At 33.6% G+C, this 20,500-nt stretch carries 19 protein-coding genes; 10 read left to right on the top strand and 9 right to left on the bottom strand.

Translation table 11 applies throughout. The features are described 5' to 3' along the window. Window position 1: 1 nt before the first annotated feature. On the bottom strand, window positions 2-2,914 hold the full coding sequence (locus tag EZM65_RS01710) for a PAS domain S-box protein (protein ID WP_169051614.1): 2,913 nt from the start codon (window positions 2,912-2,914) through the stop codon (window positions 2-4). Between the two features lie 154 nt (window positions 2,915-3,068). Between EZM65_RS01710 and EZM65_RS01715 the strand changes: the two genes are divergently transcribed. The 8 genes from EZM65_RS01715 (at window position 3,069) to EZM65_RS01750 (ending at window position 11,402) form a co-directional block, all read left to right on the top strand. Continuing rightward, window positions 3,069-4,415: a DEAD/DEAH box helicase gene (locus EZM65_RS01715; RefSeq protein WP_136666789.1), complete on the top strand. Its 1,347-nt coding sequence runs from the start codon at window positions 3,069-3,071 to the stop codon at window positions 4,413-4,415. Window positions 4,416-4,591: 176 nt separating this feature from the next. Further along, window positions 4,592-4,957, top strand: coding sequence for a PaaI family thioesterase (locus tag EZM65_RS01720; protein WP_248574817.1), 366 nt, complete (start codon window positions 4,592-4,594; stop codon window positions 4,955-4,957). Continuing rightward, window positions 4,950-5,417: a hypothetical protein gene (locus EZM65_RS01725; RefSeq protein WP_136666790.1), complete on the top strand. Its 468-nt coding sequence runs from the start codon at window positions 4,950-4,952 to the stop codon at window positions 5,415-5,417. The genes EZM65_RS01720 and EZM65_RS01725 overlap by 8 nt, the downstream gene beginning before the upstream one ends. Window positions 5,418-5,468: 51 nt before the next feature. Continuing rightward, window positions 5,469-7,397 (top strand): BatA and WFA domain-containing protein, encoded by a 1,929-nt coding sequence (locus EZM65_RS01730; RefSeq protein ID WP_136666791.1) that lies wholly within the window; start codon window positions 5,469-5,471, stop codon window positions 7,395-7,397. Further along, window positions 7,394-8,647 carry a dihydroorotase family protein gene (locus EZM65_RS01735; protein ID WP_136666792.1) on the top strand — a complete coding sequence of 418 codons (1,254 nt, stop codon included), beginning with the start codon at window positions 7,394-7,396 and terminating at the stop codon, window positions 8,645-8,647. The genes EZM65_RS01730 and EZM65_RS01735 overlap by 4 nt, the downstream gene beginning before the upstream one ends. A 5-nt stretch (window positions 8,648-8,652) precedes the next feature. Then, window positions 8,653-8,982 carry a DUF4870 domain-containing protein gene (locus EZM65_RS01740; protein ID WP_136666793.1) on the top strand — a complete coding sequence of 110 codons (330 nt, stop codon included), beginning with the start codon at window positions 8,653-8,655 and terminating at the stop codon, window positions 8,980-8,982. Window positions 8,983-8,985: 3 nt separating this feature from the next. Beyond that, entirely contained in the window at window positions 8,986-9,636 is a 651-nt protein-coding gene (locus EZM65_RS01745; RefSeq protein WP_136666794.1) for an alpha/beta hydrolase, read from the top strand. A 107-nt stretch (window positions 9,637-9,743) separates the two neighbouring features. Next, window positions 9,744-11,402 carry a S41 family peptidase gene (locus tag EZM65_RS01750; protein WP_136666795.1) on the top strand — a complete coding sequence of 553 codons (1,659 nt, stop codon included), beginning with the start codon at window positions 9,744-9,746 and terminating at the stop codon, window positions 11,400-11,402. A 79-nt stretch (window positions 11,403-11,481) separates the two neighbouring features. Here EZM65_RS01750 and EZM65_RS01755 read toward each other — a convergent pair whose 3' ends face one another. Both EZM65_RS01755 and EZM65_RS01760 read right to left on the bottom strand, forming a co-directional pair. Continuing rightward, window positions 11,482-11,949: a hypothetical protein gene (locus EZM65_RS01755; protein WP_136666796.1), complete on the bottom strand. Its 468-nt coding sequence runs from the start codon at window positions 11,947-11,949 to the stop codon at window positions 11,482-11,484. Between the two features lie 2 nt (window positions 11,950-11,951). Next, window positions 11,952-12,716 carry an MBL fold metallo-hydrolase gene (locus tag EZM65_RS01760; protein WP_136666797.1) on the bottom strand — a complete coding sequence of 255 codons (765 nt, stop codon included), beginning with the start codon at window positions 12,714-12,716 and terminating at the stop codon, window positions 11,952-11,954. 83 nt (window positions 12,717-12,799) lie between these two features. Between EZM65_RS01760 and EZM65_RS01765 the strand changes: the two genes are divergently transcribed. Further along, a complete protein-coding gene (locus EZM65_RS01765; RefSeq protein ID WP_136666798.1) occupies window positions 12,800-14,266 on the top strand; it encodes a TonB-dependent receptor in 1,467 nt (488 codons plus the stop codon). Between the two features lie 29 nt (window positions 14,267-14,295). On the opposite strand, the gene bcp is transcribed toward EZM65_RS01765, so the two are convergent. Further along, on the bottom strand, window positions 14,296-14,748 hold the full coding sequence (bcp, locus tag EZM65_RS01770) for a thioredoxin-dependent thiol peroxidase (RefSeq protein ID WP_136666799.1): 453 nt from the start codon (window positions 14,746-14,748) through the stop codon (window positions 14,296-14,298). A 65-nt stretch (window positions 14,749-14,813) separates the two neighbouring features. On the opposite strand from bcp, the gene nth reads away from it, so the two are divergent. Continuing rightward, window positions 14,814-15,476 (top strand): endonuclease III, encoded by a 663-nt coding sequence (nth, locus tag EZM65_RS01775; RefSeq protein ID WP_136666800.1) that lies wholly within the window; start codon window positions 14,814-14,816, stop codon window positions 15,474-15,476. 30 nt (window positions 15,477-15,506) lie between these two features. Here nth and EZM65_RS15420 read toward each other — a convergent pair whose 3' ends face one another. From EZM65_RS15420 to glpK, 5 genes are all read right to left on the bottom strand, one after another. Beyond that, on the bottom strand, window positions 15,507-15,650 hold the full coding sequence (locus tag EZM65_RS15420; RefSeq protein WP_169051615.1) for a hypothetical protein: 144 nt from the start codon (window positions 15,648-15,650) through the stop codon (window positions 15,507-15,509). A 52-nt stretch (window positions 15,651-15,702) separates the two neighbouring features. Continuing rightward, window positions 15,703-16,287 carry an RNA polymerase sigma factor gene (locus tag EZM65_RS01780; RefSeq protein WP_136666801.1) on the bottom strand — a complete coding sequence of 195 codons (585 nt, stop codon included), beginning with the start codon at window positions 16,285-16,287 and terminating at the stop codon, window positions 15,703-15,705. Window positions 16,288-16,532: 245 nt separating this feature from the next. Continuing rightward, entirely contained in the window at window positions 16,533-17,237 is a 705-nt protein-coding gene (locus EZM65_RS01785; RefSeq protein WP_136667154.1) for an MIP/aquaporin family protein, read from the bottom strand. A gap of 87 nt (window positions 17,238-17,324) precedes the next feature. Further along, window positions 17,325-18,878, bottom strand: a complete 1,554-nt coding sequence (locus EZM65_RS01790; protein ID WP_136666802.1) for a glycerol-3-phosphate dehydrogenase/oxidase — start codon at window positions 18,876-18,878, stop codon at window positions 17,325-17,327. Next, window positions 18,878-20,365, bottom strand: coding sequence for a glycerol kinase GlpK (glpK, locus tag EZM65_RS01795; RefSeq protein WP_136666803.1), 1,488 nt, complete (start codon window positions 20,363-20,365; stop codon window positions 18,878-18,880). The genes EZM65_RS01790 and glpK overlap by 1 nt, the downstream gene beginning before the upstream one ends. Between the last annotated feature and the right edge of the window lie 135 nt (window positions 20,366-20,500).

The raw sequence follows: 20,500 nt of genomic DNA on the forward strand, positions 1-20,500 counted from the left end.
GCTATGTAAAATGCAATGTAAATTTTGTTCCTTTATCAACTTGACTCTCAACTTCAATCTTTCCTCCCAAAGACTCAATATGGTTTTTAACCATAAATAATCCAAGTCCTACGGCATCAGGATTTCCATGAAAAGTCTTGTACATCCCAAAGACCTTATCTTTATACTTATCTAAATCTATACCTCTACCATTATCCTCAATAATCATTTTTATTTCACCCACCTCTTTTACAGCGCTTATATTTACTACAGGATTTCTTTGTGGGGATTTATATTTTATAGCATTAGTCAGCAAATTAAAAATAATACTTTCAAGGTAAGATTGCGTGGTTATTATTTCTATTGCATCATCAACAGCAATATTAATTTGCGCTTCATTTGTTCTAATTACTGCATTAATACCCACTAAAGCTTTTTCAATTTCTTCTTTTAAATTAAGAATTGCTTTTTCATTTTTAATACCACTTTGCACTGCAACCGTTTCATTCAAAAAGAAAATCGTATCTGACAATTTATTAGTGCTTTGCTTTAGCATTTTAAAATATTCTCTTTGTTCTTCTAAATTATTAGTATCATCATACAAATCTAAAATCATAGACAAATTACTTGTATGTGATCGAATATCATGAGAAACAATATGAGTAAAATTAATTAACTTTTCGTTTTGTGTTTGAGTTATTTTATAAAGACGATTCTTTTCGTTTTCAGACTCTTTTCTTTCTGTGATATCACGAGTAATGACAATGTACTTTGTATACTTACCATTTTCATCATAGATTACATTAGCAGAATCTTCACGCCAATGATATGTACCATCTACACCCCTGAACCTATGTTCATATTTGATTTCTTTTTCCTGTCTTGCTAATGCTCCATAAACAGTTTGCGTAACGCGTTCTACATCATCGAGGTGCATACAGGCAAAAATATCCTGCATTGTCATTTTGGTATAGGTTTCTTTATTGTACCCCAGCAAATCGGAAAATGAAGGTGAAACATAGGTTAACTTACCATCTTCAATTACCGCAACCCCATCAGAAGTATTTTCAGTGATTAATTTTAACTGTTTGGTACTTTCTAATAATTGTTCTTCAATTTTTTTTCTTTGGTCAATATCACGGGAAGTAATTATATATTTAGAATAATCATCTGAATTTTGTCTATAGATTACATTTATATAATCTTCTCGCCAATAATAATCCCCATCTGTTCCCAAAAAACGATATTCATACCTGAATTGAGATTTCCTCTTATCTAAATTATCATATACAATTCTTCTAACTTCATCAACATCTTCCGGGTGTATATAGCTAAAAAGCTCATCAACAGTCAGCTTATTGACAAAATCCAGCTTATATCCGGAAAGTTTTGAGAAAGCAGGTGAAACATAGGTAATATGCCCTTTTTCAAGTGTCATGATACCATCCGACGTATGTTCAGAAATAAACTCGAGTTTTTTTTGATTCTCAGATAGTTTTCTTTCGGCTTTTTTACGTTTTTCCTCTTCAATTGCAAGACTTAAATAATCAGCTAAAGCTCTGGCAAAAGAAATATCATTTTCGCTCCATACTCTTGGATCATCACGATGTTCACAACACAAAACGCCAAAAAATTTACCGTTTGCTCTGATAGGTACATCTAATGTATCTGTTATGCCAAGAGGTTTAAAATAACTATCAATCAATTCAGATGTTGAATCATTTGAATAAACATCATCAACCACAAGCGCTAATTGGCTATTAACAGTATTAATATATTTAGGAATAGACCTTATATCCAAGGTTTCTACATCTAAAAACTTATTCTCGACGCAATCAAAAAGAGATTTACAAACCAATCTCTTCTTCTTAATTTCCCAATAACTAGACCTCCCCAAACGCAATCCTTCAACCGAAATACCAATAACATTTCTCACCCTTTCTTCAAATGGTAACTCAATATGGGAAGAATATAAATTTAAAAGTAGTTTATTTTGTAAATCTGAAATCTTCTTGTTCTTTTCAAGTTCAATTTCCAATTCTTTTTCCTGAGATATATCCCTGGCAATTGTTACAGCTCTAAAAGCACGACCTGTAGAATCATAATGAATATTCATTATATCCTCCCGCCACATATAAGAACCATCTTTTCTCCTACATCTATGCTGGTATTTTATAGAAAGTTTTTTCTTTTCTATGGCTGAATAGATAATTCCTTTTACTTTTTCAACATCTTCAGGATGCACTAGATAAAACATATCCCTGTTATGAAAATTCAATTTCTCTTCTTCAGTCATACCTATCATTTCAAGGTATCTTTTTGAAGTAAAAACCAACTTATCATCTTCAACTATATAAATCCCGTCGGAAATATTTTCAGAAATAAATTTGAAACGATCCTGATTTTCTATTAATTTTTTCTCAATTTGCCTTTTCTTGAATTCTTCAAAAAACAAAGAATAGATATCTACTATCGATCTAACAAATGAAATCTCCTGTTCTGACCATTCTTTAATTTCAACATGCTCACAACACAAAACCCCCGAAAGCAATCCTTTAGTCCAAATAGGTATGTCCAGCATACTCTTAATATCATTAGGAACAAAATAGCTGAATAATATTTCTGAAGTGTATGGGGAAACAGCAACATTATCTATTGCAATGGCTAAATATTTTTGAAGCGCATCAAAATAAATTGGAAAGTCTTCTTTAAATAAATCATCCTCTACCTTGAAATCATTTTCGTTGGCATCAAAAAGTTTTTCACAATGCAAAACATCATCCTCAAAACTCCAAATACCAACTCTTTTGACACCTAGACCTTTAACTATCGATTTAACAATAGTTTCTTGTAGTTTTTCTAATGAAGCAAAATTTGAAAATGAAGATTTGTATAAACTCAAAAGTATTTCAAACTGCTTTGTTGAAAAATGCATCGGTATTGTGCTATTCTGTGGCATCTGAATACTTTAAATTTTACACGTCCAATATAGCGATTTTTTATCAAAAAACCTTTTTTTCAATCAACAACGACAATAAATTGACAAAATTTAGACTTTAAAACAATACCTTTGCATAAATTTATCTACCATGTCATCATTTGAACAATTTAATTTACCAAAATCATTACAAAAAGCACTTGACGAATTAAAGTTTGTAACTCCTACACCTATTCAGGAAAAGTCATTTAACGTTATCATGTCTGGTCGTGATGTAATGGGAATTGCTCAAACCGGTACAGGTAAAACTTTTGCATACTTATTACCATTATTAAAGCAATATAAGTTTGTAAACACCTACAATCCAAGAATCATGATCCTTGTTCCTACTAGAGAGCTAGTAGTTCAAGTGGTCGATGAAGTTGAAAAACTAACCGAATTCATGTCGGTTAGAACATTAGGCATTTATGGTGGTGTAAATATCAATACACAAAAAAATCAGGTATATCAAGGAATTGATGTTTTAGTAGGTACTCCGGGTCGTGTAATGGACTTAGCACTTGATGGTGTTTTATCACTACAGGAAGTTACCAAGTTAGTAATTGACGAATTTGATGAAATGCTTAATTTAGGATTCAGAACTCAAATTACCTCAATTCTATCAATGCTTAAAACAAAGCGTCAAAACATTCTGTTTTCGGCTACGATGACAGATGAAGTTGATGAAATGCTGAACGATTATTTTGATTTTCCGGAAGAAGTTACTTTAGCAAAATCCGGAACTCCATTAGAAAAGATCGAACAATTATCGTATCATGTTCCTAATTTCAACACTAAAGTCAATCTTTTAAAACATCTTTTGCGTACTGATGAATCATTGGAACGTATCTTAATTTTTGTCAACAACAAAAAAATTGCGGATATGCTTCATGATAAAATTGACGCTGAATTCCCGGACCAATTTGGAATCATCCATTCCAATAAATCACAAAACTATCGTTTGCTGACTATGGCATCGTTTCAAAGAGGTGAAATAAAAGGAATCATTACTTCAGATGTAATGGCACGTGGTTTGGATATTTCCGGAATTACACATGTCATCAATTTTGAAATGGCCGAAATTCCTGAGCAGTACATTCACCGTATAGGTCGTACAGGCCGTGCGGATGCCAGTGGAACTGCTATAAGTTTTATTGCACCGCGTGAAGAAGACATTAAAATTGAAGCGGAAGTATTAATGGAACTTGAAATTCCTATTTTAGAAATTCCTGCCGAAGTAGAAATTTCAACGCAATTAATCGGACCTGAAAAAGAAAAACAAAAAGTAAAACATTTACTTAAAAAACCTAAGATCTCTTCAGGTGAGGCTTTTCACGAAAAAGCTGAAAAGAACAAGAAAGTGAATTTAGGCGGTCCTTCCAAAACAAAGAAAAAAACAGGAACCTCTGTTAACCGAAATATCTTAAAAGCAAGAGCCGCTAAAAAGAAGAAAAAATAGTCTTTATAAAGCTAAACTCTTAAACTCAACATGTACCAGCAACTCTCAAAAATAGCCCGAAAGTTCATGAAGCAGTCTACTTTATTTAAAGTAGGCTTCAATCTTTCACCAATGTACAGAAGAGTACAGCTAGAATTGAATATGTTGCCGATGATTTAAGAACAGTCAGGGTTAAAATTCCGTTAAGCTACAAAAACAGGAACTATGTCGGTTCTATTTTCGGAGGGAGTTTATTTGCTGCTGTTGATCCGATTCCTATGATACAGCTGATGTATTTATTGGACGAAAAATATATCGTTTGGGATAAATCGGCACAAATCCGTTTTAAGCGTCCCGCACGTGAACATGTGTATGCTCTTTTTGAATTTGCAGATGATGAAATTCAGGAGATCATTCAAAAAGTTCAAACGGAAAAAGAAATTGAGCATCCTAAAGTAACTTACATAACCAATAAATCAGGTGATACTGTTTATTGTGAGGTAACGAAAATGATTTATATTGCTGATAAGGAGTTTTATAAAAGTAAAAGAAGAAATGCTTAAATCATTATTTAAACTTTTTACCTTTTCAAAATCTCAAAAAGAATTCGATTTAAAATATAATTCCCAAAAAACTGAGCTTCAAAAAAACGAAAGTATTGACAAAGAAATTTTCATTTGGTGCTTAATAGGGAATATTATTGAAAAAAACATTATTAATGGAGAAATCAAATTTGGTACAAAGCATTTTTCTCCCAATACAAAAGTATATTGTTTTCCAGTACAATGGGGAGACGGATATGAAAACATAATTGTAATTGGCCGACATAGAAAGACAAAAAAACTAGCGACAATAATTATAAAATCGAAGTATATTACCAATTGGAGGATTAAAAAAGTATATAATCCTAAAATAATTCAGCTAATGAATAACAAAAGAGGTTGGACTAATTCAGAAAACGATAAAGAAATAATTTTAAAAATGCTCAATTGGCTTCCAGAAAGAACAAAATTAAACTCTTAAACCTTTAAAATTTTAAACTTTAATTGTATTTTTGACAAACTTTACAACTGAATGCAATTTAAACATCCTGAAATTCTATATTTCCTGTTTTTGCTGGCCATTCCAGTAATAGTGCATTTATTCCAATTACGCCGATTTAAGAAAGAATATTTTACTAATGTAAAACTACTTAAAGAGCTTGCCGTTCAAACACGCAAAAGTTCTAAAATCAAGAAATATTTATTGCTTGCCACCCGCCTACTCTTATTGGCTTGTTTGATTTTTGCCTTTACGCAGCCTTTTTTTAAAGCTATTGACAGCAATAACAAAAACAATCAGCTTTTTGTGGTTCTTGACAATTCGTTCAGCATGCAGGCAAAAGGACAACGAGGCGAGTTATTAAAACGTGCCGTACAAGAATTACTTGAAACCGCTCCTGAAGAAGCTAACCTGTCTGTAATTACTAACGATGAGGATTTTTGGAACACCACTAAAAATTCTATCGAACGTGATTTACAAAAATTAAGTTACAGTCCAATTCCTTTTTCGCTTGAAAATGCATTGACTAAAGTCAAATCACACAATAGTAATCAAGGAAAAGATATCGTTTTTATAACCGATGCTATAGGTTTAAAGACACAGGCATTGGACAAACTTCCTGAAAATGTCAAAACGTATTTTGTAATACCTGAAGCTGAAAAAACCGAAAACATAGCCATTGACAGTGTCTTTATTGCGCAATCTTTGGACAATTTTTATGAAATAGGCGTAGCAGTTTCTTCTAACTTTGAAGAAGAGAAATCGATACCGGTTTCGATGTACAACAAAAACAATTTGGTAGCCAAAGCAATTTTAAAATTAAACCAACGCAAACAAACCATCCAATTTACAATCCCTAAGGATGAGTTTAATGGTTATGTTTCACTTAATGACAATAGTTTAGCTTTTGACAATACTTTTTATTTTGCGATTCCTAAACCAAAAATTGTCAATGTACTTAGCATAGGCCAGCCTGAAAAAAGTAATTTCTTAGCAAGGATATTTACACAGCCTGATTTCAATTATCAAAATATTACCAGTAACACACTTGATTATCGCCAAATTGACAAACAAGACTGTATTATTCTAAACGAGTTAGAAGCAATTCCACTGGCCATGCATACTAACCTGAAGAAATTTGTCGAAAAAGGTGGTAGTCTTACGATAATTCCTTCGGAGAAAAATGAAATTACAAATTTGAATGCGTTTTTAAACAATTTTGGAGGTATTCAGTTTGTTAATCTACAAAATCAAGAAAAGAAAATCACAAAAATAAACTTTTCAAATCCTTTGTTTTCAAATGTCTTTGAAAAGAAAATCAGCAATTTTCAATATCCATCCGTAAAACAAAGTTTTTCTTTAAAATCTGGCATATCACAAGCTATTTCCTATGAAGACCAAACTGGATTTTTAAATACTATTTATAAAAATTCAGGGGCTGTGTATGTTTTTTCTGCACCAGTCAACAAAGAAAATTCAAATTTTCAAAACTCACCCTTAATTGTTCCTACATTTTACAAAATGGGAATCTCCAATGACAAAAACGGTGTTCAATACCAAACGATTGGTCAAAACAAACCTATTTTAGTAAACGCTCAGGTCAGCAAAGATGAAGTTGTTTCCGTAGCGAATGAAGACAGTGATTTTATCCCAATGCAACAAATCATGGATGATAAAATCAAAATGAGTTGTGGTGATAATCCTAAGAAAGCTGGAAATTTCAACATCATACAAAACAAAAAATCTGTTGGTAGCTTAAGCTTTAATTTTGACAGAAAAGAAAGCCAACTAACTAAACCAAGTGACGAAAGTTTAGACAATATTAATCAAATAGACAGTCTCGATAAATTTTTTGAAACCATCCAAATTGAAAGAACCGACAATCAAGTCTGGAAATGGTTTCTTATTTTTGCCTTACTGTTTTTCATTATAGAATTGCTCATTCAAAAATTTGTAAAATGAACTTAATTATCAAAAACGCCCGAATTATTGAGAAAAACAATCCCTTAAACAATCAAATTGCCGATATTCAGATCAGCAACGGAACGATTGAAAAAATTGGAACAAATCTTCAACCTTCAGGCGATTATCAAGAAATTAAGTTGGACAATTTACACGTTTCTTCTGGTTGGTTTGACATCAGCGTTTCATTAGGGGAACCTGGTTACGAAGACAGAGAAACAATTACTAATGGATTACAGGTTGCCTCTAAATCAGGCTTTACAGGAATTGCTTTGCAACCTAATACGTCGCCTGTTTTAGACAATCAATCACAAATACATTTTGTAAAACAAAAAGCGCAAAATTCAGTTACCGATTTATTTCCTATTGGTGCTTTGACAAGCAATAGTGAAGGTATAGCTCTAGCCGAGCTTTTGGATATGAAAAATGCTGGAGCAGTTGCTTTTGGCGATTACAACAAAAGTTTAGACAATGCCAATTTATTGAAAGTAGCTTTACAATACACACAAGATTTTGGCGGAAAAGTAATCGCGTTTTCGATGGATAACACCATAAAAGGAAAAGGAATAGTGAACGAAGGTATCACTTCAACGCAATTGGGTTTAAAAGGAATTGCTTCACTCGCAGAAGACTTAATTATCGCAAGAAATCTTTTCATTTTAGAATACACAGGAGGAAAATTACACATCCCAACTGTTTCATCTGCGAAATCAATTGATTTGATTAGAGAAGCTAAAGCCAAAGGATTGAATATTACATGCAGTATTTCGGTACATCATTTAATTTTCACTGATGAAGTTTTAAACGGATTTGACAGTAATTATAGAGTTATGCCTCCAATACGAACGGAAGCTGATAGAAAAGCTCTAATTGATGCTGTTTTAGACGGAACAATAGACTGCATCACTTCTGACCATAATCCTATCGATATTGAACATAAAAAACTAGAGTTTGATTTGGCTAAAAACGGAACTATTGGTTTAGAAAGTGCTTTCGGGGCATTACAAACTATCTTACCAACAGAAATTATCGTAGAGAAACTAACTTCGGGAAGAACAATATTTGAATTAGAAAACACATCAGTTGCAGAAGGTGACAAAGCAAATTTGACACTCTTTTCAACTGACGGTGATTGGATTTTTGAAGAAACAAACATCTTATCAAAATCCAAAAACTCCGCTTTCATAGGTACAAAAATGAAAGGGAAAATCTATGGAACAATCAATAACAATCAAATGAATTTAAATTAAATAATATGCAAAACTTAACCGAAATTCAGGAAGGAAAAAACATGGCAATAGGTTCATATATAACCATTATTGGAACTATTGTAACAATTTTAATAAATAGTGAAAAGAAAAATGCATTCGCTTCTTTTCACATCCGTCAGGCATTAGGAATTCATTTGACTTATTTTGCCTTAGGGTACTTCATTGGATACTTTGATAGCTGGATGATAACAACTGCTTATTGGACTTTTATATTTATTTTATGGTTATTCGGATTTATTGGGGCTTTAAATGGTGAGTATAAAATTGTTCCATTAGTGGGAGAATGGTATCAAAAAATATTTAAAAGCTTATAATTAATGGAATTATCATTATATCATCTCGTAAGAGAACCTAAAATTAAACAAGAAAAAAATCCTTTATTAGTATTACTTCACGGTTATGGCAGTAACGAAGAAGATTTATTTTCGTTTGCCAGCGAATTACCTGAGGAATATTATGTAATTTCTGCCAGAGCACCTTATAGCTTAATGCACGGTGCTTATGCTTGGTATGCAATCAACTTTGATGCCGATGAAAAGAAGTTTTCTGATTTAGACCAAGCCAGAACTTCCCGTGATTTGATTGTTCAATTTATAGATGAATTGGTTGCAAATTATCCTATTGATGTTGAAAAAGTAACATTAATTGGTTTTAGCCAAGGATGCATTTTGAGTTATTCTGTAGCACTTTCATACCCTCAAAAAGTACAGCGTATTGTAGGAATGAGTGGTTATTTTAATGAAGATATCGCAATAGAAAATTATCAAGAAAACGATTTTTCAAATCTTCAAATATTTGCCTCACATGGCAATGCCGATCAGGTAGTTCCTGTGGAATGGGCTCGTAAAGCAAAACCTACTTTAGATAGTTTAGGCATAAAAAATATCTATAAAGAATACCCCGTTGGACATGGAGTAGCACCACAAAATTTCTATGATTTTAGAAATTGGTTAGAGGAGACTAAATAAAAGTTATTTATAAATAAAAAAAAGGGTTTGAAAATAGAAAATCATTTTCAAACCCTTTTTTTTTCGCATATTTAGACAATAAAATTTCAAACTAAACTAACTTAACCATGGAAAGAATTATTTTACTTTTATTACTTGTATTCTACCAAATAACTTTTAGTCAAAAGGAGCTCAATCAAACTGAAAAATTAACAGCGACTTGTAAAGTTTGGGGATTCCTAAAATATTATCATCCTAATGTAGCTAAAGGTGATTTTGACTGGAGAAACCAATTGACAGAAGTTTTACCCAAAATTGAACAAGCTAAGACAAAAGAAGAGTTTTCTTCTGTTTTAGAAAACTGGATAAATTCTTTGGGAGAAATAAAAAAAGTTGAGCCTATCATAGAAAGCGACACCATCAAATATTTTGATAAAAACTTTGATTTATCTTGGATTAATAAGACTAAATTATTTTCTAAAAATTTCTCCGAAAAATTAAGGTTCATTGAAAAAAACAGATTTCAGGGAGACCAATATTATGTGGGTTATTTACGAGCTCAAAATATATTTGTCAAAAACGAAGACTTTCCAAAAATTTACAATTATAATAAAAACTTAAGGCTTTTAGCAATATTTACCTATTGGAACATTATCGAGTATTTCTTTCCATATAAATATCTAATGGATCAAAAATGGGATGTAACTTTAGAAAAAATGCTTCCTGATTTTATTGTCGAACAAAATGATGATCAATTTTATTTGGCAATGCAGAAACTGACTGCTAAAATTGACGATTCACATAATGTATTTGTTAAATATCGTAGAAATACTTCCTTCTATTATTTGCCAATATTTGGTAAAATAATTGATGAAAAACTGATAGTTACAGAAATATTAAATCCTCATATCACTGAAAATTATGCAGTCAAAGTTGGAGATGTAATCACCAAAATAAATGACAAAAAAATAGCCGATCATATCGCAGAAAACAAAAATTTAATTTGTACCTCAAATGAATCAAGATTTTTACACGATATTGTTGAACCAATTTTATCAGGGAGTGAAGAAAACATAAAACTTGAATTTTTAGTTGACAATAAAACCATTACAAAAAACATTAATTGGGTTGACTATGATTCAAATAGATATGTATTAACTCATCAAAAAGGCTACTCAGCAAAAAAAGAAAAATTCAAAATTCTTTCAAACAATATTGGATATGTAAATATGGAGGTCTTAAAAGTTCAAGACATCCCCAATATGATTGAAAAGTTAAATGCTTCAAAAGCTATAATTTTTGACCTCCGAAATTACCCTAATGGAACTTATGAAGGTATATCAAACTTCTTAAACTCTGAAGAAAAAAAGTTTGCCATTTACACAAGACCTATTTTAAATTACCCCGGAAGATTTAGATGGGATGATCAAGGTTCAAGTTCAGGCACACAAAACAAAAATAATTACAAAGGAAAAGTGGTTGTTTTACTCAACGAAGAATCTTTAAGTCAGTCAGAATGGACAGCTATGTGCTTTCAAACTGCTGGAAATATCACAATTATAGGAAGCCAAACTGCCGGTGCAGATGGTAACGTTACAAGTCTTGATTATATGCCTGCATTGCATACGTCTTTTTCAGGGTTAGGAGTTTATTATCCTGATAAACGCGAAACACAACGAGTTGGAATTATTCCTGACATTGAAATCAAACCTACAATTAAAGGCATACAAGAAGGAAGAGACGAAGTTTTAGAACGTGCAGTAAACTTTATTGAAACCGGAAAGTAATAGCCATTTTACAGTTAAAACAATAAACCCTGACCGATTATATCTGTCAGGGTTTATCTTTATTTATAAAATATTTTTCTTAATTCTGTGGGTACATTAAAATTTCAGCTGGTTCAAAAGTTATTTTACCATCTTTCTCAATAAAATATTTAAAGATTACTTCTCCCCATCCACTTGGCCCTGTAAAATCAGCAATAATCCAACGGTGATTTAAAAAACGTACTTTATTAATAGACATTCCTTCATACGAAATTAATGAATTCCCTTTAGGGTTATTATTGTATTCTAATAATTGTTCCTTAATTTGAGGCATCAATTTATTTACATCATAACCTTCCAGATAATCAATCGCTTTATCATTGTGAGCTAACGAAAAATAATCTCCTTCTTCTTTTTCAGCAACAATCTTAGCAATTGAATCTTTGATTTTTGCTTTGTATTTTTCATTGGTTTCATTATCATGATTAAACTTTTTAGTTGAATACATCAACTGAAAAATATTCATCAAAACAGAAAAAATAAATCCGTATAAAAGTAACTTCTTCATAGTTATATAGTAATTTCTAAATTATCATAAGCAACAAAAACATTGTCTGGTAATCGATCCTGAATTTCTTCATGAAAACCAAAAGTATGACTAATGTGGGTTAAATAAGCTTTTTTAGGTTTAACCAAATTAATAAACGCTAAAGCCTCTTCTAAATTAAAATGGGTAGCATGCGGATCATCGCGTAAAGCATTCACAACCAAAACCTCTAAATCTTTCAATTTTACAAACTCAGTTTCATCAACTGTTTTCACATCGGTTAAATAAGCAAAATCTCCAAAACGATATCCAAAAACCTGCAAATCACCATGCCAGACGTTAATTGGGATGATTTGTTTATCATCAAATGCAATAACTGCATCGTTTATTACTTCCCTCGCATCTACTCCCGGTGCCCCTGGATATTTATTTTCTGTTTCAAAAATATAATCAAAACGTTTTTCCAAATTCTTCAGCACACGATTATGCGCATAAATAGGAATATTTCCTTGTCTGAAAAAGAAAGGACGTATATCATCCAAGCCCGCAGTATGGTCGGCATGTTCATGCGTAAAAATTATGGCATCAATTTTGGGACAATTTGATTGAAGCATTTGCTGACGGAAGTCGGGACCACAGTCAATCACAAACGAATGATTGTCCCATTGTACCCAAACTGATACACGTAAACGTTTATCTTTTGGGTCTTGACTTAAACAAACAGGATCTGTGCTTCCTATTACAGGAATTCCTTGTGAAGTACCGGTACCTAAAAAGTATATTTTCAATTAAAAATGCTTTTTGACAAAAATAAATATTATTTGATTAAAAATAAGCTTTTATTACCTTTGCAACGTATTTAATTATGGAGATGAAAAATCTGGAAAACGAAATTAGATTAAAAGGCGATAGAGATATCGAACAAATCCCTTCGATTGGTGATAAAGCCCTAAGAATCAATCTTAACGAAAACATCTACGGAACTTTTGCCGAAATTGGTGCTGGACAAGAAACTGTTCGTCATTTTTTTAGAGCCGGAGGATCATCTGGAACTATTGCAAAAGCAATGAGTGCCTACGATAAAGATTTTAGTGATGCTATCTACGGAATTGAAGATGACGGACGATATGTTACTGAAAGTCGTTTGCGTAAAATGCTTCAACACGAAATCGAACTTGTTGAACAACGTTTAAAACGTGAAAAACACCCTAATAAATTATTCTTCAGTTATGCTAATACGGTAGCCACTATCGATTTTGCAAAACAATACAAAGGTCATGGATGGGTAGGTATCATTTTTCAGTTAGAACCGGACGAAGCATATAATGAAATCATCATCCACATTCGTTTTAAAGAAACTGATGCTAAATTACAACAAGAAACTCTAGGTAAATTAGGGGTAAACTTGATTTATGGTGCTTTTTACAAATACAATGACCCTAAACGTTTATTACGTTATTTATATGATCATATCGATAAAGACCAATTAGAAATTGATACTGTAAACTTTTCAGGACCTCGTTTTGAAGATGTTGACAACCGTTTGATGAGTTTACAATTGGTTAAAAACGGGATGACTGATGCCGTAATGTTTGACCCGACAGGTAAAAACGTATTACCGGCCCAGGTTTTATACAAAAAGAACATTCTTGCACTTCGCGGAAGTTTCCGCCCAGTTACAAAGGTAAACATGGATATGTATGAGAAATCATTACAAATGTTCCTTCAGGAAAGTAAAGTAAAAAGAGAAAACACTTTGGTAGTTTTTGAAATTACACTTTCCAACTTACGTTCTGACGGAGAAATTGACGAAAGAGATTTTCTCGATAGAGCCGAATTATTATGCTCTTTAGGACAAACGGTATTGATTTCGAACTTTCAGGAGTATTTTAAAGTAGTTGAATATTTTTCAGATTATACTAAAGAACGTATGGGATTAGCCATGGGTGTAAATAATTTGATTGATATTTTTGACGAAAAATACTATCGTCATTTAAGTGGTGGAATATTAGAAGCTTTTGGTAAGTTATTCTACCGTGATATGAAAGTGTATTTATATCCAATGGAAGATGAAGATGGAACAATTCTAACTTCTCAAAATCTAAAAGTACACCCTAGAATGAAAGAATTGTACAAATTCTTTGCTTATAACGGAAAAGTAATTGATATAACTGACTTTGATAAATCACATTTAAAAATCTTCTCTCGCGAAGTATTAAAAATGATTAGCAAAGGACAACCAGGCTGGGAAGAAATGCTGCCTCCGGGAATTGCCGAGCTGATAAAACGCGACCACTTATTTGGTTGCGATGAAAGTAAAATTGTAGAAAAAGTATAACAAAAAAGACCACGAAATGTGGTCTTTTTTTATTTTAAAATCTGATTGGCGTGTTCTTTGGTTTTTACTTTTTCGATGATTTCTTCGATACTACCTTTTTCATTAATTACAAATGTTGTACGGTGAATACCGTCAAATTCACGTCCCATAAACTTTTTTGGTCCCCAAACTCCAAAGGCATTGATAACCGATTTATCTTCATCTGCTAAAAGAGGAAAAGGAAGTTCATTTTTCATTTTAAAATTGGATTGCTTTTTCTTAGTATCGCCACTAACTCCTAATAAAGAATAACCGGCATTTTCAAAACGCTCATAATTATCTCTTAAATTACATACTTCAATAGTACAACTTGGAGTACTTGCCGCAGGATAAAAGAAAACCACAAGTTTTTTGCCGTTATAATCCACCAGAGAATGTTTATTTCCGGCTTGATCTACTGCCGAAAAATCAGGTGCTTTATCACCTATTTTTAAATGAGTCATATTTATAATTGATAGTTTAAAGGATTAAGGCCCCGTTTTTATAATTTTGTCAAAAATAACCAAAAATGACCAAAGCCGAAAAAGTTCAATTCGTAATCGATACACTAAATAAATTTTATCCGGAAATACCTATTCCGCTTAACCATAAAGATCCTTACACATTACTTATCGCAGTATTGTTATCAGCGCAATGTACAGATGCCAGAGTAAACCAAATTACCCCTCTTTTATTTGCCAAAGCAGACAATCCTTACGACATGATTAAAATGACTGTTGAAGAAATTCAGGACATTATTAGACCCTGCGGACTTTCTCCCATGAAATCAAAAGGTATTCATGGCTTATCACATATTCTAATTGAAAAGCACAATGGTCAGGTTCCTCAAAGTTTTGAAGCTTTGGAGGAATTACCGGCTGTGGGACATAAAACAGCCAGTGTTGTAATGAGTCAGGCATTTGGCGTGCCAGCTTTTCCTGTTGACACCCATATCCACAGATTAATGTACCGATGGAATTTTACTGACGGCTCTTCGGTACAGCAAACAGAAAAAGATGCCAAACGACTGTTCCCAAAAGAATTATGGAACGATTTACATCTGCAGATTATTTGGTATGGCCGTGAATATTCACAAGCGAGAGGCTGGAATCTAGAAAACGACATTATCACAAAAACTATTGGAAGAAGTACAGTTTTAAAAGAATATCATAAAAAAAGCATCCTTAAATAAGGATGCTTCTTCAGTTGTTTGTTAGTTGCTCTAGTTTGATAATAACTCAAATTCTTCATTTGCAACTTTTACTACTGTCAACGCTCTCGAGTAGTTTAGAATAAAGTTTACCGTTTCTTTTTTTGGTAACATTTCCTGGGTTGCAATTGTTTTCTTAGTGTAAAGTTTTGCCATAGTTTATTTTAATGAATATAAAACTATAACGCACAACCAATACACATATTGTTTAATTGGTCAAAATAATTTGATTTTTTTCAATAATTCTTCTCAAATTCAGTAATGCATAACGCATACGTCCTAATGCCGTATTGATACTTACCCCTGTCATATCAGCAATTTCCTTAAAACTCAAATCGTCATAAATACGCATTTCGAGTACCTGACGCTGATCATCCGGCAATTCACTGACAAGCTTCAGCAAATCACTTTCCACCTGTGCCGAAATCATCTGACTTTCCACATTTGGGGCATTATCTGTCATATAGGAAAAAATAGAATACTCATCAGTATCCCGGGTCAAAGGCATTTTTTTATCTTTTCTGAAAGTATCGATTATAAGGTTATGCGCAATCCGCATCACCCAGGGAAGAAATTTACCTTCTTCATTATAATGCTTTCCTTTTAAAGTTTTAATGACTTTAATAAAGACATCCTGAAAAATATCGTCCGCAACATCTCTGTCTAAAACTTTAGAATAAATAAAACCGTATATTTTAGTCTGATGCCGGTCAATCAAAACAGCCAATGCGTTTTCATCACCATCAACATAGTTTTTTACCAGCAAAGCGTCAGGAAGTTGAGTCGTAGCCATAACAATACTTTTTAGATTTTGGGTTTAATCGTAAAATGAGAAATTTCTCTTAAAAGTATTGTTGTTCTATAAGCGTACGTTTTTTTGTGTTTAGAAACCAAATTTAAGATTATTTTTTGAACAAAAACAACAAAAAATTACTTTTTTAACATTTTTCACAAAATAAAAACCGCGTTTATTAGTTATAACGCGGTTTTAAAATTTTAAAAATAAAGTATTTTCTGATAGTACTACAGACCTTCAAATTAAATCATAGTAAACAACAAAACTCCCAATCCACCTCCAATCAGTGGCCCTACAACCGGAATCCAGCTATACCCCCAATCATTTCCTCCTTTGTTTTTAATGGGTAAAACAGCATGCATTATTCTTGGTCCTAAATCACGGGCAGGATTAATTGCGTATCCTGTAGGCCCGCCTAACGAAAGCCCGATACCAAAAACCAATAATGCAACCGGCAAAGCATCTAAAGTTCCCAGAGACACATCTGATTTGGTCATAAACAATACTCCAACCACCAGAGCAAAAGTGCCTATAATTTCAGTAATCAAATTATGAAAAGTACTTCGTATAGCAGGTTCATTACAAAATGTCGCTTTTATCAATCCGGCATCTTCCGTTTCATCATAATGTTTTTTATAACCTAAGAAAACCAAAAAGGCTCCTGCCATTGCTCCAAGAAATTGTGTTGCAATATAACCCGGCACTAAATCCCATGGCAATCTGCCTAAAAACGCCAAAACCAATGTAATCACCGGATTCAAATGCGCCCCACTGGAACCTGCGGCAATATACACTCCAGCAAAAACAGCTATAGACCAGCCAAATGTGATTACGATCCACCCGCTGTTATTTCCTTTTGTCTTATTCAGGACAACATTTGCAACTACGCCATTTCCTAATAAAATTAAAATCATTGTACCGACAAATTCGGCTAAATAAGGACTCATCATTGTTTATTCGTTTATTCGTTTATTTGATAATTCGATTGTTCGATTATTTGTATTTTGCTATTTGTTTTTTGTTATTTCATATTTTCACCTAACTAAATACTGCTGTGCCAGACTGGTAAACTGCTTAAGCTGTTCCTGTTCCCATTGAAGGGATTCATTTTTCTCTTTCGTTAATAATTCAGCTACTAATGGAGCACATTCGATAGCCGCTTTGGTGTCCAAAAATAACAATCTAATCCGGCGTGCCAAAATATCTTCAACAGTTTGTGCCATTTCATTGGTGATAAACCATACAACCTCGGCTTTTGTGTAAGGATAATCCGGATGAATTTTTTCGGCTAAATGCGGATTATCATCTATCATCTTTTGAATAAATTCTGCGTCAGCTCCATAAACAGACAAATGTGACTGAATTTCATTCTTAGTCCACCCATGAATTTTAAGCCTTTTAGTTTTACATTTTACAAAAGCCAAATCAGCATTTTCGATTGCCACATCAATAGCATGCTGTGCCATATTCCTATATGTAGTCCACTTCCCTCCTATGATATGAATTAAACCCGAAGACAATACTTTAACCGCATGATCACGGGGCATTACTGCGGTAGATTTTTGATTTTCAACTTTAACCAATGGGCGAAGACCAACAAAAACACTTTTCACATCTTCTCTAGTGATAATAGAATCTGCATATTTATTAAAATGATGCAAGACAAAATTTATTTCCTCGTCCAAAGGTTTTGGTTCAAAAGCGACATCTTTTACAGGAGTGTCCGTAGTACCTAAAATAAGCTTATCATGCCAGGGAATTACAAAAAAAACGCGTCCGTCTTCAGTTTTTGGCATCATTAAAGCTGTACCTCCTTTAAAAAAATGCTTATCAACCACCAAATGTATCCCCTGCGAAGGCGCAATAGTATTTGAATCCGTATTTTCAGCTTTGTGAAGCAATTCATCGGCAAAAACCCCGGTGGCATTAATTATTGATTTGGCCTTCAAAACAAATTCTTCTCCGGAAAATTCATCTTTAGCCACAACCCCGATAATTTTCCCATTCTCTTTAACAAAATCAATTACACCGCAATAATTAATTACCGCAGCGCCGTTTTCAACAGCTGTTTGCGCCAAATTCACAGCCAAACGGCTGTCATCAAACTGACCGTCATAATACAACACACCACCTGAAAGCCCTTTTGGGTTAATATCAGGCAAATACTCCAATGTTTTCTTTTTTGACAGAAATTTGGTTTCACCCAGACTTAATTTACTGGACAGAAATTCATAAATCCACAATCCTGTACCATAAAAAAGCTTGTCATACCAATGATACGAAGGCATTACAAACGCCATCTTTTTACAAACATGAGGTGCATTCCGCAGCATTCGGCCACGCTCAAACAACGCTTCCCGAACGAGTCTGATGTTTCCCTGCGCCAAATATCTTACTCCCCCATGAACTAATTTAGTGGCCCTGCTCGAAGTTCCTTTGGCAAAATCATATTTTTCCAGCAACAAAGTTTTATAACCACGGGTGGAAGCATCAACCGCACATCCCAATCCCGTAGCGCCGCCCCCTATTATAATTATATCATAATCGGTTTGTGACTGCAGTTTGCTTATTTGACTTTCTCTGTTCATTATATAAAAGCTACGGAAGCATTAATGGCTTTCTTCCAGTCTTCATTTAAAGCATTTCTTTTTTCAACATCAATAGTTGATTGAAAAATCCTTTCCACCTGCCATTGTTTTTGCAGTTCCTCAATATTTTCCCAAAATCCAACTGCAAGGCCAGCCAGATAAGCCGCTCCTAAAGCCGTGGTTTCAGTTACTATAGGCCTAATTACTTTAGTATCCAAAACATCTGCCTGAAACTGCATTAAAAGATTATTTACCGTAGCACCGCCATCCACACGCAATTCTTTGATATAAATATCGCTGTCTGCCTGCATTGCCAACAACACATCACGGGTTTGATATGCAATACTTTCCAGAGAAGCACGGGCAATATGTGATGCATTGGTTCCGCGCGTCAATCCTGTTATACTTCCGCGCGCATGCTGATTCCAATAAGGAGCACCCAATCCAGCAAAAGCTGGCACAACATAAACTCCTTCAGTAGTTTCCACTTTTGCAGCCAATTCTTCAATTTCCTCAGAAGATTTAATAATACCCAAACCATCGCGTAACCACTGCACCACCGCGCCAGCCACAAACACACTTCCCTCTAAAGCATAGTGTGTAACACCATCAATTTTCCAGGCTACAGTAGTCAGCAAATTGTTTTGGGAAGGTATCATTTTTTCTCCCGTATTCATAAGCATAAAACAACCGGTTCCATAGGTATTCTTAACCATACCGGGCTGAATACACATCTGCCCGAACAATGCCGCTTGCTGATCGCCCGCAATCCCGGCAATTGGGATTACTGTATGATTATCTAAAATGGTAGTATAGCCATACACTTCACTGCTGCTGCATATTTCAGGCAGCATGGCTTTAGGAATTGTAAGTATATCCAGTAACTCTTCATCCCATTCGCAGGTTTGAATATTACATAACATGGTACGGCTTGCATTACTTACATCGGTTGCGTGTACCTGACCATTTGTTAATTTCCACAATAACCACGTATCTACCGTTCCAAACAACAATTCTCCATTTTTCGCTTTTTCCCTTGCTCCGGCAATAGTATCTAAAATCCATTTCGCTTTCGTTCCACTGAAATAGGCATCAACAACAAGTCCTGTTTTTTGTTGGATAATTTTGTTCAATCCACGTGATTTCAATTCATCACAAAAACCTGCAGTCCTTCTGTCCTGCCATACAATTGCATTGTAAACAGGCTTACCGGTTTGTTTGTCCCAAACCACGGTAGTTTCTCTTTGATTTGTAATTCCTATAGCGGCTATATCTGTTACGGCTATGGCCGATTTACGAATTACCTCCAACATGGTTTCTTTTTGTGATTCCCAAATTTCCTCAGGATCATGTTCAACCCATCCCGGTGTTGGAAAAATCTGACTGAACTCTTTTTGGGCAACAGCAACCACATTCCCCTGATAATCAAAAAGTATCGAACGGCTGCTTGTAGTTCCCTGATCTAAGGATAAAATATATTTTGACATTTTTCTTGCTTTGAAATAACAGTTTTCTCAAATATAGAAAAGTAACGTTAATTTTTTACAGAAATTTCTTCTTTTTATATAAAAAACAAATGGTTTATTTTTAAAAACTGCCACGAATACACAAATTAATTATCC

The organism is Flavobacterium sp. H122 (genome assembly GCF_004959765.1).
Taxonomy (GTDB): Bacteria; Bacteroidota; Bacteroidia; order Flavobacteriales; family Flavobacteriaceae; genus Flavobacterium.